The organism is Xylanibacter ruminicola 23 (assembly GCF_000025925.1).
GTDB classification, from domain to species: Bacteria; Bacteroidota; Bacteroidia; order Bacteroidales; family Bacteroidaceae; genus Prevotella; species Prevotella ruminicola.
Window position 1 is genome coordinate 2,943,804 of the sequence record NC_014033.1, and the last position, 16,551, is coordinate 2,960,354.

The 16,551-nt window shown below is 50.3% G+C and carries 9 protein-coding genes; 4 read left to right on the forward strand and 5 right to left on the reverse strand.

The features are described 5' to 3' along the window. The first annotated feature begins 66 nt into the window (after positions 1 to 66). The 4 genes from PRU_RS12545 to PRU_RS12560 are packed head-to-tail and all read left to right on the forward strand — an operon-like array spanning position 67 to position 5,358. Positions 67 to 1,182 (forward strand): glycoside hydrolase family 88/105 protein, encoded by a 1,116-nt coding sequence (locus tag PRU_RS12545; RefSeq protein WP_013064659.1) that lies wholly within the window; start codon positions 67 to 69, stop codon positions 1,180 to 1,182. Next, the gene (locus PRU_RS12550; RefSeq protein ID WP_041386234.1) at positions 1,179 to 2,924 is read left to right on the forward strand and encodes a heparinase II/III domain-containing protein; all 1,746 of its coding nucleotides are present in this window, start codon (positions 1,179 to 1,181) and stop codon (positions 2,922 to 2,924) included. The genes PRU_RS12545 and PRU_RS12550 overlap by 4 nt, the downstream gene beginning before the upstream one ends. Beyond that, complete coding sequence (locus PRU_RS12555) at positions 2,921 to 4,099, forward strand: DUF4861 family protein (RefSeq protein ID WP_013063365.1); 1,179 nt, start codon at positions 2,921 to 2,923, stop codon at positions 4,097 to 4,099. The genes PRU_RS12550 and PRU_RS12555 overlap by 4 nt, the downstream gene beginning before the upstream one ends. After that, positions 4,096 to 5,358: a DUF2264 domain-containing protein gene (locus tag PRU_RS12560; RefSeq protein WP_013064331.1), complete on the forward strand. Its 1,263-nt coding sequence runs from the start codon at positions 4,096 to 4,098 to the stop codon at positions 5,356 to 5,358. The genes PRU_RS12555 and PRU_RS12560 overlap by 4 nt, the downstream gene beginning before the upstream one ends. A gap of 90 nt (positions 5,359 to 5,448) precedes the next feature. Here PRU_RS12560 and PRU_RS12565 read toward each other — a convergent pair whose 3' ends face one another. From PRU_RS12565 to lepB, 5 genes are all read right to left on the reverse strand, one after another. Continuing rightward, positions 5,449 to 7,398 carry a RagB/SusD family nutrient uptake outer membrane protein gene (locus PRU_RS12565; RefSeq protein ID WP_013064561.1) on the reverse strand — a complete coding sequence of 650 codons (1,950 nt, stop codon included), beginning with the start codon at positions 7,396 to 7,398 and terminating at the stop codon, positions 5,449 to 5,451. A gap of 24 nt (positions 7,399 to 7,422) precedes the next feature. Beyond that, the gene (locus PRU_RS12570) at positions 7,423 to 10,455 is read right to left on the reverse strand and encodes a SusC/RagA family TonB-linked outer membrane protein (RefSeq protein ID WP_373314244.1); all 3,033 of its coding nucleotides are present in this window, start codon (positions 10,453 to 10,455) and stop codon (positions 7,423 to 7,425) included. A 173-nt stretch (positions 10,456 to 10,628) separates the two neighbouring features. After that, on the reverse strand, positions 10,629 to 14,483 hold the full coding sequence (locus PRU_RS12575; protein ID WP_013064736.1) for a hybrid sensor histidine kinase/response regulator transcription factor: 3,855 nt from the start codon (positions 14,481 to 14,483) through the stop codon (positions 10,629 to 10,631). A 24-nt stretch (positions 14,484 to 14,507) separates the two neighbouring features. Then, positions 14,508 to 15,110: a WbqC family protein gene (locus tag PRU_RS12580; RefSeq protein ID WP_013065483.1), complete on the reverse strand. Its 603-nt coding sequence runs from the start codon at positions 15,108 to 15,110 to the stop codon at positions 14,508 to 14,510. Positions 15,111 to 15,119: 9 nt separating this feature from the next. After that, positions 15,120 to 16,547, reverse strand: a complete 1,428-nt coding sequence (lepB, locus tag PRU_RS12585) for a signal peptidase I (RefSeq protein ID WP_013064019.1) — start codon at positions 16,545 to 16,547, stop codon at positions 15,120 to 15,122. Positions 16,548 to 16,551 lie beyond the last annotated feature (4 nt).

A 16,551-nucleotide genomic window follows, 5' to 3' on the forward strand; every position in this document is an offset into this window, starting at 1 on the left:
ATCACCTACTGAATCGCGCTATTTAGAAAGTTATTTATATCTTTGCAACGAAAACTAACGAACAATATGAGAAAACTATTATTATTGGCATGTTTGCTGAGCACCATGATGGTTCAGGCCAAGCGATGGACTACCGACGAGGTAAAGGACATGATACGCCTGGTTAACACCTACTGGCAGACCAATAATCCGGCCGAGGTGCGCTCTTTCTGGGACAACGCCGCCTACCATACAGGTAATATGGAGGTGTACAAGTTGCTGCAGGATGAGCAGATGCTGAACTACAGCATTCGCTGGGCGGAACACAACCAGTGGAAAGGTGCCACCGAACCCAACCCCGCCAACTGGAAATACAAGAACTACGGTGAGGGACAGGACTATGTACTGTTTGGCGACTGGCAGATATGTTTCCAAACGTACATCGACCTTTACAACCTGGCCCCTGACGAGAAGAAAGTGGCTCGTGCCAAGGAAGTGCTGGGTTACGAGGCTGACTCGAAAGCCAACGACTACTGGTGGTGGGCCGATGCACTCTACATGGTGATGCCCGCACTCACTAAGATGTACAAACTGACTGGCGACACCAAGTATCTGCGCAAACTCTACGAAAACATCTGCTACAGCGATAGTATCATGCTCGACAAGGAGACTGGACTGTACTTCCGCGATGGCAAATACATCTACCCAAAGCACAAAACCGCCAAGGGCAAGAAAGACTTCTGGGCACGTGGCGATGGTTGGGTGCTGGCCGGACTGGCCAAGGTGTTACAGGATATGCCCGAGACTTACGTCCGTCAGCCATTCTTTGTTGAGAAGTACGTGAACCTGGCACGCGGCGTGAAGAAGTTGCAGCAGCCACAGGGCCACTGGACCCGCTCGATGATGGACCCAGAGCAGGCGCCTGGCTATGAAACCAGCGGTACAGCCTTCTTCTGCTACGGCTTGTTGTGGGGCGTTAATCACGGTTATCTGTCGAAGAAGGAGTTTGCCACCACCATCGATAAGGCGTGGAACTATCTCACCACCATCGCCCTGCAGAAGGACGGTAAGGTGGGTTACGTACAACCCATCGGCGAGCGCGCTATTCCCGGACAGACAGTAGATGCCAACTCGCAGGCCAACTTTGGTGTTGGTGCCTTCCTGCTGGCCGCATGTGAATACGTGAAATACATTGGCCGATGAATCTGTTATTAACAATAGCACTCGGTATAGCCAACCTGTTACCGCAGGCCGAGGATGCCTTTTGGCGCGACTCCATCCCTCAGGAGATGAAGCAAAGCTATACCGTATATGGCGAACAGTATCTGGGCAAAGCGTGGACGGCTTTGCCCTGGACTGTTTTTGCCGAGAACAAGATAACCGGTAACCGCGTAAACTACGAGGGTATCTGTTTTGAGAAGCGCCGTCATCTGGCAGCCCTCGTGATGGCCGAGATTGTAGAGGGCAAGGGCCGGTTTATGAACGATATCATCGATGGAATCGGTAGTTTTTGCGAAGAAACCTGGTGGGGCATCCCCGCCCACTATGGCAAACGCATCCCCCTGCAGGAGATACAGGAGGTTGACTTGTTTAATGCCGAGACAGCCAGTTTGATTGTATGGACACGCTATATGCTGGAGAAGCAGTTGGATGCCTTCTCGCCCGATATCTGTCAACGTATCGACCGAGAGGTAGAGCAGCGCATTCTGAAACCTGCCGTAGCCAACAACTACTGGTGGAAGACAGCAGGCATGAACTGGAACCCATGGATCTGCAGCAACTGGCTGGCCTGTGTGCTGATCTGTGAGAAGGACGAGGCCCGCAAAGCCGAAGCCATCGCCCAAATAGAAAAGGCCACCCATGCGTTTATCGACGCCTACCCCGAGGATGGCGGTTGCGATGAGGGTCCTGGCTATTGGGACCGCGCCGCAGCCTCGATGTTCGAGGTACTGAGATTACTGCCCGATGCCTCACATTTCGATGCGCAGGCCGAAAAAATAAAGAAAATGGCTGCTTACAGCTATAAGACCTATATCGGGCATGATTACTGTGTGAACTTTGCCGATGCACACGAGAACAAGGCTGTGCAACAGGTAAACATCGTGTATCCATTCGGTTACTGGCTGAACGATAAAACCATGCGCGAGTTTGGCGCTTACTTAGGACGAACCAAGCAAGTGCTGACCCAGCCTGCCAAGCTTTACGATAAGAGCGGCAACTTCCCAACACTGGGGCGCGAGCTGTTCTTCTTACGAAATATTCGCGATTTCATCGCAGAAAAGCCCCAGGAGCCACTCATTAAGGATGCGTGGTTACCTAACCTACAGATTATGACTGCGCGCCGTGGTGGCCATTTTACGGCCTTTAAGGGCGGACACAACGGTGAGAGCCACAATCACAACGACGTGGGCTCGTTCATAGTATATGTTGATGGCGAACCGCTGCTGATTGATCCAGGCGTGGGCGAATATACCGCCAAGACCTTCAGCAACAGTCGCTACGAGATATGGACCATGCAGTCGGGCTATCATAATCTGCCACAGATCAACGGTACCGACCAGCAGGACGGAAAGGCGTTCGGCGCCAAGGTGGTAAGTCACCAGAACGGAAAACTGACACTCGACATTGCTGGAGCCTATCCCCAAGAGGCTGCAGTAAAATCGTGGAAACGCACCGTTACAGCCACTAAATCGGGTGTATCGGTAACCGAGGACTTTGAGCTAGATGCCTACAAAGCTCCTACCCGATTGATGCTGATGACCACCAACCGCGATGCGCTGAAGCACATCAGCTACAACGCCAACCAACTGGAAGCAGTTATCGAGGATATCAGCAACCAACTCGACCCGCTGCTGCAAGGCATGTGGGGAAAAGAGATGTACCGCATTGTACTAACGGTGAAATCGGCAAAAACTAAGCAACAAATCAAATATAGTATCAAATGATTAGACTACTACTTACTATAGTTTTGCTGGGTGCACTGACCAAAGGGGTCAGTGCCCAGCAACCAACCCTTACGGTAACCAACCCAAGCGACTACCAACGTCAGGAGGTAGTAGAAGCCGACTTACAGACGGTATCTAACCGATTAGGCTTAAACGCAGGCGAGGCATTCATGATTAAGAACGGCTTCGGCCAGGAGCAGGCTTACCAGCTATCGTACGATGGCAAGCTACTGATGTATGTGTCGGTTCAGCCCCACAGCAAAGCTGTATTCACCATCGAGAAAGGACAGCCAGCTGCGATGAAATCGTATGTTTATGGAAGATTGTTCCCCGAACGTGCCGATGATATGACCTGGGAGAACGATCTGGGCATCTATCGCATGTACGGTCCAGCCCTGCAGCGTAGCGGTGAGAAATCGTTCGGTACCGACGTATGGACCAAAAGCACCCCAGAACTGGTTTTAGAGAAACGTTATAAGATGCACCTGTGGGGTGTGGGACAACGCGACTCGCTGAAAAGAGCTGGCAAGTCAAAGGAGGCCAACGAGATATACCTGGGCACATCGTTCCACCACGACCATGGTGAGGGAATGGATGTTTACTCTGTTGGTCCGAGTTTAGGTTGCGGCGCACCTGCACTGATGAAGAATGGCGAACTGGTATATCCTTATTGCTTTAAGGACTACAAGATACTGGACAACGGTCCGCTGCGTTTCACCGTAGAGCTGACCTACCATCCCAATAATGATGGCGCAACAGAGCACCGACTGGTGAGTCTGGATCGCGGTTCACATTACAACAAGATAACCGTATGGTACGACGGTATGAAACAGAAAACCGGCTGGGCTACAGGTGTGGTGCTGAATGGCGAGGGTGAGTTAGCGCTTGGCAAAGACTATGTGCTGTATGCCGACCCCACCGATAACCCAAAAGTAAACCAGTCGCAGATTTACGTGGGCACCTTGTTCCCTAACGGTGTGGATGAAACCACCCGTCTTAACGGCAACAAGAACCACGCCTTGGGCATTGTGCGCCATTATAATGGCAAGCCCTATACCTATTATTTCGGCTCAGCCTGGAGCAGCAACGACGTGAAGACGATGGCCGAGTGGCAGCTTTTGGCCGACAACTATCTGAACAATATCAAGAATCCACTAATAACAGACATCAAATGAAACGAACAACAACCTTGTTGGTATTAGCCCTGATGCTAGTAATACCAACGCAAGCCAAAAAGACAAAAACGCCAGAACAAACCGACCGTCAGTACTGGTGCTCGTTAGCCTACAAGATGGCCCAGCCCGTATTGGAGAATATGGCCAAGGGCGAGCTGCAGAAGAACATGAAGACAGAGTTCTCGCCCTCGTTTGATAACCGCGACCGCTCGGTGGTATATATGGAAACCTTCGGACGCCTGATGGCTGGTGTAGCCCCTTGGCTCGCACTACCCGACGACAATACCGCTGAGAGCCAGCAGCGCCACCAACTGCGCGAGTGGGCATTAGCCTCGTATAAGAACGCTGTTGATCCTGCTTCGCCCGACTATCTGTGCTGGGGTAAGGCCGGACAGAACCTGGTAGATGCCGCTTATATCGCCGAATCGTTCCTGCGCGCCTGGGACACCCTGTGGCAGCCGCTCGACGAGGTAACCAAGCAGCGTTACATCAAGGAGTTTCAGGCCTTAAGAAAGATCGACCCTCCCTATACCAACTGGTTCCTGTTCTCATCAACCATCGAGAGCTTGCTGGCTAAGGCTGGTGCTCAGTACGATGAGTTCCGTGTAAACACCACCTGCCGTAAGGTTGAAGAGTGGTACGTAGGCGATGGCTGGTATGCCGATGGCCCCGTGTTTGCTTTCGACTACTACAGCAGCTATGTGTTCCATGCGATGTATCTGGAGACTCTGCAGGCTATGGTAGATGCTAAGGCCAACACTCGTTTGGACTATCAGAAGTACTACGATCGCGCCCTGAAGCGTGCACAGAAGTACGCTATCATCCTGGAGCGATTCATATCGCCAGAGGGAACTTTCCCCGTAATTGGCCGCTCTATCCCCTATCGTACAGCCGCTATGCAGACGTTGGCTTTGATAGCCTGGTATCAGAAGCTGCCTAAGGAACTGAGCAACGGACAGGTTCGCGCTGCCCTTACCAAGGTGCATCACCGTATGTTCGACTATCAGCAGAATTTTAACGATGCCGGTTATCTTACTATCGGTTTCTGCGGTTCACAGCCTGAGGTTGCCGACTGGTACACCAACAACGGTTCGCTTTATCTCACCAGCTTGAGCTTGATGCCACTTGGTTTGCCAGCCGATCATCCTTTCTGGACCGATGCTGCTGAGCCTTGGACACAGGTAAAAGCCTGGAACGGACAGAAGTTCCCTAAGGATCACCGCTGGGGTGATGATATCCGCACGCACGATAAGTGGTAATAATTCCCACACGCGGGAATAAAAAATGATACACGGGCCGTCCAGATTTGGGCGGCCCGTGCTAATAGAGAAAAACGGTTATCTAACTAATTAATTTCTGTAAGCAGGGTTCTGATAAGCAGTCTTCTCCTCCTCGGTCATCTCCATACCATCGAGCTGTCCCTGTGGGATAGGACGGATATAGTAACCAGCAGGAATATCACGCTTAACTGTCTGCAGATCCTTATCGGTGTAACCAGCACCTGCGATGCGGTATGTACCGGCACGCTCACCCCACTTCTGTGTACGAACGAGGTCGAACCAACGATATCCCTCACCCCAGAACTCACGGCTACGCTCGTCGAGGATAAAGTCGATAGTGATAGTAGCAGGAGTAGCAGCTACCATTTCAGCGCTCTTATCTACAGATACAGCCTTGTCGTCGTTCTGGCTATAGGTCTGCTTACCGGCACGGGCACGGAGCACGTTAACCAATTTCTTAGCCTCCTCGTTCTTGCCGAGTTTAACAGCAGCCTCAGCACCAAGCAGGTAGAGCTCAGAGAACTTAGCAACGTTCCAAGGACGTGGGCTACCACCATTAACCTTTGAACCCAGACCACCATCGTTATCAGTACGATAGATACCAATCTTCCAGTTGATGGGGTACTTCTTACGGCTGATGTGGTTAACAGCAACTACGAAGTCAGGACGACCTGCCATCTCACCGAAACCGAGCTTACCATCGGCACCAGTGTAGTTAATCTTGCTGTCCTCGCTCTCAGGAACCCAGCTGAAGTAAACCTCGTTTGGATATACCTTCTCGCCATTAGCACCGATTACGTAAGGCTCAGTGTTACCACTCTTCTGCCAGTTGGTGTGATAGCGCAGGGTGAAGGTTGCATCGTAACGTGAGTCGATAGCCTTAACAGCATCTTCCCAAACACCACCTTCCATGAAGTTGTCGGCGATAGGAGCCATACGGGTCCAAGGACGACCGAGGGCCTGAACAGCCTCACGCTGGATTGGGTTGATAGTGTTACCAGAAGCGGCCTTGGCAATCATCTCAGTGTAGTTCCAGGTCTCCATCCAGTAAGCGAAGTTCTCAGGAGAACCACCGCTACCCCAACCGTAACCAGCACCACCGTTACCATATTTCTCGTCCTCGTCGTGATCAGCATAGAGCATGATCTCAGAGTTGCGGTCGTTGGTAGCAACGTTTACATCATAGAATGTAGGCTGCAGAGCGTATGGGCCAGGATTGTTGATGGCAGCCATAGCGGTATCGTAAGCCTTCTGGAAGTAGCTGTTAGCCTGGCTGGCATCACGGCTACACTCTGGGAAGGTAGGAATGTTGTTAGGATTCTCCAACCACCAAGCGTAGGTCAGATAAGCCTTTGAGAGATACAGACGAGCCAGGTTCTTGGTAGCAGTACCTGTGAGACGTGGGTTATCGGGCAGATCGTTAACAGCCTTCTCAAGGTCGCTGAAGATAGCAGCATAAACCTCAGGAACGGTGTTACGTACAGAGGTACGAACGGTAGAAGTGTTGAACTTCAGTTCGCCAGCACCCAGATCGAGGGGCACACCACCGTAGGTCTGCACCAGGATGAAGTAGTCGAATGCACGGAAGAAGTGAGCCTCGGCGAGCAGAGCTGGATCGATACCAGCCTCAGCACCATTCTCGATAATACCGCTGGCGGTATTGATGTTTGCAAACAGGGTACCCCATGCGCCACCAGCAACGGTGCTTGAAGGAGTAACAGAACCTACACCTGAGAGGTCGGCATCCTTAAAGTTACCATCGGCACTCTGTGCGTATGTGTACTCATCGGTACCTGTCTCGAGGGTGTTCAGGTAGTAACCGTTGCCATAGAAATAGCGCAGGTGAGCGTAGAGCGATGTCAGACCGCCCTCAATACCCGCCTTCGTATTGAAGAAGGTTGGGTCGAACTGGCTACGGGGCTGCTCATCGAGCACGTTATTGCAGGATGTCATGGTTGTAGAAAGACCACAGCATACGAGACCCGCAGCAAGAATATATTTGATACTTTTAGTTTTCATAACTCTTAATTCTTTAATGATTCATTAGAATGTTACATTAACACCGAAGATGAAGTTGCGGGTAGCAGGTGTGTTATAACCTACGATAGGCATCCTGTGACTACCGAATGAGTAACCTACAGCCGTATTCTCGTTTGACCAAGAGTTGGTCTCTGGATCAAGTCCGCTCTCGTTGTTGTATGGCGAGAAGAGAACGAATGGGTTCTGAACGGTAGCGTACAGGCGCAGACGGCTGATACCAAGATCCTTAACAGCCTGCAGCTTGTCGAAGTTGTAACCCAGTGTGATGGTGCGGAACTTCAGGTAACCAGCATTGAAGTAACCCAGTGTAGAACCGTACTTGGGGTTATCACTACTCATGATACCACCTGGTTTTGGATACTTAGCACCAGTGTTGTTCTCAGTCCAGTAGTCAACGTCGAGGTTGTTACGACGACCAGAGAGCATATTCAGGTAACCGTTAGAAGAGTGGATGGCAGAAATCAACTTACCACCAATCTGGAACGAACCGATAACGGTCAGGTCGAAGTTCTTGTAACCAATAGTAGTATTGAAACCACCAACGAGATCGGGCTCCATGCTCATGATCTGACGGTCGTCAGGACCAATCTGGCGTGTAGGCAGTCCGTTGGCATCATAGTCGCCAGTGTATTTAACCTTAATCATACCAGCGTTACCACCTGGCTCCAGGATGTTCATTGCAGCCTCTTCGCCCTTCTGCCACAGACCTACATATTCATAGTCGTAGATAACATCGATAGGATGTCCAACGAACCAGAGGTTACCCTCGTCTTTACCATCAGGATCATTTGTAGCCAGCTTGGTCAGCTTGTTACGGTTCTGGTAGAAGTTGATACCAGCCTCCCAGTTCCAACCATTCTTGTTGTCGATGATGATACCGTTCAGAGAGAACTCCCAACCCTTATTCTCGGTGTTACCGATGTTACCAGTATAGCTGCTTACACCTGATGTATCAGGCAGCTTAACGTTCAGCAGGATATCGTTGGTTTTCTGAGTATAGTACTCGAACGATCCAGACAGACGACCATTGAAGAATGAGAAGTCGAGACCGAAGTTCCAAGTCTTAGAGTACTCCCATCCCAGCTCTGGGTTAGGCAGAGAGTTTACATAGTAACCTGACTTATAAGTAGAACCGAAGTTGTAGTTACGTGTAGCCAGTCCACCAAGAGTAGAGTAAGGATTAATACTCTGGTTAGAAGTCTCACCATAACCTACGCGAAGCTTCAGGTTGTCGATCCACTTGAGGTTCTCCATGAAGTTTTCACGAGCGATGTTCCAACCGGCACTTACTGCAGGATATGTGTGCCACTGATGACCCTTAGCCAGACGTGAAGAAGCATCTGAACGGAGGGCGGCTGAAATCATATACTTATTATCATAAGAATACATCACACGTCCCATCCAAGAAACGAGACCGCTCTGCCAGTAGTTGTAACCAGTGAGGTTAGCCTGACCTGTAGCCTTGTCGAGTGCATAGTACTGGAAGTAGTCGGCAGGAATCTCCTGAGCCGAAGCACCAGTCTGCTCGTAAGTAGTCTGCTCGGCAGAGTACATAGCAACAACGTTCAGGTTGTGCTTCTCGGCGAATGTGCGGTCGTAGGTCAGCAGGTTCTCAACAGCCCAGTTACGTGTCTGGTTCTCGTAGATAGAACCGCTGTTAACAGCATTGGCATCCTTGTTGTTGATACCAGTACCTGTGAAGCTACCGCTCTTAGAGCTGCGGAAGTTCAGACCTACGTTAATACGATAGGTAAGACCCTCGATCCAAGGGCACTTCAACTCAGCGAACAGCGTGTTGTAAGTACCGATACCCTTGTTCTCGCTCATCCAAACATCCTTGTCACGCTCAACAGTCTCCTTAGTAACCACAATCTGGTCGTCGGCAGGCAGAGCATTGTAACGCTTCAGGTTACCGTTCTCATCGTATGGGCTTGACAGAGGAGATGAACCCAGTACAGCGTACATATTGTTCACACCCTGAGTTTTGCGATAGCTGTTGTTGGTGCTCAAGCCGAAACGGAACCACTTACCAATCTTCTGGTCGAAGTTACCACGAACAGAGATACGGTCGTAACCCTCGGTAGGAACAACCGACTCGTCCTTATAGTAACCAGCACCGAAGCTGAAGCTACCACCATTGGTACCACCAGAAACACTCAGGTCGTGGTTGTGGCTGATACCAGTCTGATAGTACAGATCCTGCCAGTCGGTGTTAGTGCTTTCGCTCTCGTCGAGTGAGTTCTGGTAGATACCAGCATACTGACGCATCTTAGAGAACGTAGGTCCGTCCATCATAGGATACTTGTGGAATACTTTCTTGAAGCTTACATATCCATTATATGTAACCTTAGCAGGTGCTCCCTGTGTACCCTTAACGGTTGTGATGATGATAACACCGTTAGCACCACGCGAACCGTAGATAGCGGTAGCAGAAGCATCCTTCAGGATATCCATCGACTTAATATCGGTTGGGTTGATATCCGACAGCTGACCCATGAATGGAATACCATCGAGCACAATCAGAGGGTCGTTACTTGCAGTCAGTGAGCGCTGACCACGAATACGAATCTGCATCTCAGCACCTGGCTTAGAAGATGTCTGTGTCATCAAAACACCAGCTACACGACCCTGCAGAGCCTGAGCGGCGTTAGTAGCTGCAACCTGGTTAAGTTTCTCACCACCAATGTTTGCAACAGAACCGGTAACGGCCTCACGACGCTGGGTACCGTAACCGATAACAACAACCTCGTTTACAACGTGGCCGTCTTCCTTAAGATTGATTTTTAAGTTATCGCCGGCCTTAACCTCCTGCGATACGTAGCCTACATATGATACAACGATTGTTGCACCTGGCTTTACATTAAGAGTGAAGAAGCCGTTGAAATCGGTAACGGTACCATTATTAGTACCCTTCTCCATAACCGTGGCACCAATCAGCGGACCCTGTGAGTCAGCTACATAACCGGTTGCCTGCTTCGTTTGCTGTACGGAAGCTACTGCTGCGGTAGCTGCCGAAGCCTGCTGTACAGGAGCCATGCCTAAAAAGCACAATCCTGCAACTAAGGCTGTTTTCTTTGCTTTGAAACTCATACGTTTGGTTTGTTAGTTAAAATTTAATTAATTGAATAAAAGAAAAAAATCTGCCGCAAAGATAGGCAGATTCTTTTTTAGAGGCTTTAACGTATGTTGCGTTTCGTTTCACTTTTGTCTCAACCGGGATTTTTTAGCCCTTTTTGCTCGATATATTCGGTTGGAGACACTCCAAACTGCTTACGGAACACCGTTGAAAAGTGTGCTAAGTTACTAAATCCAACTGAATATGCAACCTGTGTAACATTGATTTTTTGCTCCTCGAGCAATCGTACGGCTTGCTCCAAACGAATGTTTCTGATAAACTCGCTGACGGGGATACCGGTGAGTTCCTTCATTTTTCGATGCAACTGGGCGCGACTGATACCAACACCCTTGGCCAGCATCTCAACACTAAAGTCGTTATCGTCCAAATGTTCGTTCACTTCTTTCAGCACACGTTCCATCAGCAGCTCGTCGTTACCCTTAATAGGTTTCTCCTCAATCTTATCCTTGGGCTGTTGCAAACCCGAGTATTTACCCTTCAGTCGCAGGTTGGTGCTAATCAGGTTATTGATCACCATGTGCAACTCGTCCATATCAAACGGTTTGGCCAGGAAGGCGTCGGCACCTTTCTCCAAGCCCTCCAGACGGTTGGCCACAGCAGCCTTCGAGGTAAGCATCACTACTGGGATATGATTCAGGTTCATATTGGTCTTAATCATTCGCAGCAGCGTAAAGCCGTCCATCTCGGGCATCATCACATCGCTCACCACCAGGTCGAACTGCTTCTCGGATTCAGAAAGCAGCAGGCGCAGGGCCTCACGACCGCTGGTTACGGGGGTGATATGATAGTAGCAGCCCAACTCCTGAGCGATATAGCGACCTATCTCCTCATCGTCGTCAACAATCAGTACCTGATAGCTATACTGCGAGCGCTGGCGTGTTGTCTTCTCTTTCTCCTCAACCTTCAGCAGCTCTTCTTCCTTCAGATGTTCACAGCCCAAAGGCAGGTGAACGGTGAACACACTTCCCTGCTCGTCGCTGCGATTGGCGGCCTCGATAGTGCCGTGATGCATCTCAACCACCATCTTGCACAGGTTCAGACCGATACCTGTACCCTCGATATGCATGCTGCGCGAGCTGGCACCCTGATAGAAACGGTCGAAGAGCTTGCGTGGGTCGCCCTTGATGCCCATACCATTATCAACCACCTGCAGGATAGCTGTCTGCGTATCGGTATCCTGGGATACACACACCTCAATCTCACCACCATCGTAGGTGTACTTGAAGGCGTTCGAGAGCAGATTGTCGACCACCTTATCGATGGCCTTACGATCGAACCACACACTGAGTTTATCGAGCGTAGGTGCATAACGGAAGTTGATATGACGCTCGTTGGCAGTATATTCGTACGACTTGAGCAGGTTGCCAACATACTGCACCATATCGGTTTCCTGGCATTGCAGCTTCATCTGCTGGCGGTCCATCTTACGGATATCAAGTATCTGGTTCACCAGATTCTGCACGCGCTGGGCGTTATGCTCGATGGTCTTCAGCTCGTTGGTTACCTCTGGGTCGAAGTCGCGCTTCAGCAGTTTGTGCAGCGGACTCATGATGAGCGTCAGTGGCGAGCGGATATCGTGGGTGGCGTTGATGAGGAACTTCATCTTATCCTCGTCCAACTCCTGGCGACGACGACGAACATAGCCCCAAACCAAGGTGCCAAGTGTCAGCAGTCCTATACATATATATATAATGTACGCCCACGAGGATCTGTACCAAGGTGCATGCACAATAATGTGGTAGATCTCGGTATCAGAATATATACCGTTGTCGTAGGCTCTCACCTCGAGGATATACGAACCGGGCTGCAGGTGGGTAAACGATACCACGTTACGACCTACTTCGGTTTGTCCCCACTCGCGGTTGCCGTTCAATCGGTACTCGTAAATCACGTTCTCGGCATTGGCAAAGTTGAGCGACGAGAACTCCAACGCAAAGGTGTTGTCGATGAAATCGAGCTCGATGCGCTTGGTGCTGGGACGTGCTACACCGCCTACATAGATGCCTGTAAGCAGCACTTTGCCTATTTCGGAATTCTTTATCTGCAGGTCGGCAGGATTAAACGAGGTGATACCATCGCTGAAGCCGAACCAGATGCGACCATCGTGGGTGCGCATAGCTGTACCGCTGACATACTCACGACTGGCCAGACCATTACCGTAAAGATAGCTCACAAACTGCTGGTCGGCATGTTTGTACTGCCAAAGTCCCATGGTAGTACTGATCCATAAGTCGCCAGCCTGATCCTGGATGATACCGTTCACCACCTTGTTGCTCAGCACTTCGGCATCGGGGAACGGTTTGGCTTTTTTCTCCTTTTCATCGTAATAATACAAACCGGAATAGGTGCCAAACAGTATCTTGTGGTCGTGGGTTTCGCAGACTGATTCGATGGTGTTATAATCAAGCAGCACCTCCCAGCCGTACGAACGGAAGCTGTCTTCGGCAGGGTCGTAGCAGTTAATACCCGAAGCCGAACAAATCCAGAGCTTACCACGACTGTCAACCAGCAGTTCTCTGATCCAGTCGTTATGCAGTCGACCTTTCGGTCCGTCGCCATCGTACATACTGAAATGGCGCAATTCATCGGTATTGGTATCGTACGAAAAGAAACCCGCCGAATAAACCGAGAAGAAGAGTTTGCCCTTTCCATCGTCGGTAATCGAGTTAACAAAGCCGCTCTTGAACGATGTCTTAAGCTGATACTGTCCGGTAAGAGGGTTGTAGGCATAAAGCCCTGCGTTGGTACCAAGCCAATAACGGCCCATTCCATCGCGGTATATCACATACGTACCATCGGGCGAGGCTGGATGAGCCACCAAGCGACCCGCAGCATCAAATCCGAATACACCGTTATTCTGTACAGCACACCAGGTCATACCGTTGTCGCCAGCACAGATAGAACTGAGCGAACCGCCTGTACTCAGGTGCTGATCGATGAACTTCCACGAACGGAAAGGCGACTGGTGCTGGGGAATGAGCAGCAGACCGCGACTCTGACAACCAATCCACAGGTTCTCCTGATTATCCTCGAACAGCGCCCAGATAGTAGCTGTGTTCAAATCCAACGAGGCATTCTGGAACTCATAGCGGCGCATACGTCGCTCGCCACGAGGCACCCACCACAGACCATCGCCCATGGTGCCGATATACAGGTTGCCAGCCTTGTCGCACTTGGCGGTACGCAACACCAAGTCCTTACCACGCATCTCGCCTGGGTCGATATAATCGGATGTCAGCTGTCCGTTGCGATAGTAAAGCAGTCCGTGATTGCACACTATCAGCACACCGCCCTCGTAACCTACAAAACCGGTTACCATACCGTAAGGCGACAGCAGCTCCTCGATCTTACCTTTGGGCGAACGGCGGATAATGGAATTACCATGACCCGATTTCCAGAAATAGCCCTTTTGATCGATAAAAATATAACTAAAATAGTTTTTATCTGCCTTGGCGTAGCCCTCAACACGCTGCGAGTTGTTGTTGCGGGTATCTACTCTGAAGAGTCCGTAACCGGCAGTACCAATCAGCAGGTGGTTGGCATCTTCCTGAATGATGGCATTGATACGAGGTGTGCTGGTGGCACCTTTCATCTCAACCGAGATAAACTGGTTGGTAACAGGATCGAAGCGGTCGAGACCCAACTGGGTACCCACCCAGAGAGTGCCGTTCACATCCTCGAACAGATACGATATCACATTGCTGCTCACGGTATTGGGGTTACCTTTCTCGTGCAGATAGTTGGTAAAACGGTAACCGTCGTATTTGTTCAAACCATACTCGGTACCAATCCAGATGTAGCCGTCCTTATCCTGGCATATCTGGGTTATCTGGTTACTCGACAGTTTCTCTGACGTGTAGAAGTGCGATTGACCAGAACTTAGTAGTGTAAATGTTGATAGTAATGTAAGTAGTAGATAACGGAACATTGTTTTAAAATTGAGGTTTACAAGTTATAAATAGTATATGCTTTCGGGCCCCATGTTAAATAGCAGGTCTAACACCGACAGATTGGGCAGGAACCCATGTTTCTGGGCGTACACCTGATAATAGGGCTTAGGCGAGAAATCGGCATCGGGTGCCGGATGCTTAGGGTTGATGGCTGAACGGTAGTCAGTCAGATCTATTGGTTCGGGGATGAACTCAGTGGTTCGGGCCACTTGGGGCTGAATATCGATGAGTTCGCACATTTTCTGGCTGATGGCCTCGTTAAAATCTACCAGGTAGTCCCATCGCTGCTCAAAGAACGGGCGGATGTCGTCCTGGTAATACTCAAAGAAAGGCGATTCGCCATAAGCGCTCTGCAGGGCCATCCAGTGCAGATGGCGCCAGTTGCCATGATCGCTGATGCGGATATCCTTGATAAGAGGCGATGTGCCACGTTCAACGGGCACGGTAAGGGCTTGCACACCATTGGTGGTGGCTATCAGGCAGCGGTTGCGATAGGTCTGCTTCAGGAAACTCTCCCACTGTTCAATCAGCACAGTGTCAGCCCGATGCAGCTTCTGATACCACTGCACCGGGCCGAAATAGGTTGTACTGAGCAAAACCTGCATGGTTCTACCTTATTTAATATTATCTACGATGTTACCGATACGGCTCCAGCGAATGCCGCCAAATCCGTTGCGGTCGGGATCGCTACTCCACCAGATGAAGATAGGCTTACCCACAATATGATCCTCGGGCACAAATCCCCAGTAACGAGAGTCGGCCGAATTATGACGGTTATCACCCATCATCCAGTAGTAATCCAGCTTAAAGGTGTACTCGTTGGCCTGCTTGCCGTTAATAAAAATCTTGCCTTCGCGAACCTGCAGGTCGTTACCCTCGTAGGCACGGATACAGCGCTCGTAGATAGGCAGATTCTCCAGCGAGAGATGGATGCTGGCACCCTTCTTTGGAATCCAGATAGGACCGTAGTTATCGCGGGTCCAGTGGTAGTTGCCGTTCTGTGGATACAGGCTCCATGTTTCGCGGTCGTAATGGAAAGCGATGCTCTCCAGCAGGTCGCCGCATTGTTTCATCTCGCTCACCACGCGATTGGTAAGTGGCATGTAACCATTATTGTTAAGCGATACCAGTTCCTCCTGGGTAATGCCCCACTTCTCCATCTCCTCGTCGGTAAAATGGCGCTTCAGGCGCAGTTCGTAGGTGTACTGCACGTTGTCGGGCTCCTTGTTGGCCTTGCCGTCCAGATATACCACATGGTCCTTAATCTGCAAAGTTTGTCCGGGCAATCCCACACAACGCTTTACATAGTTCTCACGACGGTCGGTTGGACGGGTAGCAATCTCGCCAAACTCCTGTGGGTGGTCGGCGATAATCTTCTTACCTGTCTCATAGATATCGGCGTACAGCTTCAGTCGCTGCTCGGCTGAAAGGTTATCGGGGTTGGGCATGTTGGGATAGTTGCCAACACCGTAGCCGTAGCACAGGTTGTAATATTCGGTCTGATACTGCAGGGCGGTACAGATGGTATCGCCGGCAGGATAGTTGAACACTACGATATCGTTCAGCTGCACGTTACCCAAGCCTTTTACACGACGATACTCCCAGTGTGGCCACTCAATGTAGCTCTTGCACTCTACCACAGGCAGGGTGTGCTGGGTAAGAGGCATCGTCAAGGGTGTCTGAGGAATACGTGGACCGTAGCTTACCTTTGATACAAACAGGTAATCGCCTGTCAACAGCGACTTTTCCAAAGAACTTGATGGAATCACGTAGTTCTGGAAGAAGAACTGGTTGATGAAGTAAACGGCCACCAGCGCAAACACCAGGGCATCGATCCACGACATTACAAACTTAACGGGCTTTTCGGCCTCTTTCCACCACTGCCACTTTATCTTTTTGGTAATGTACACGTCAAAGATAAATGGTATTACCAGCAGTCCCCACCAGCTGCCAACCCAATACAGGAAGAGCAGATACAGCACCAGCACGCCAATAAACTTGACCCACTGCACCTTGGGGTCGAATTCTTTCTTTTTTACCATTATT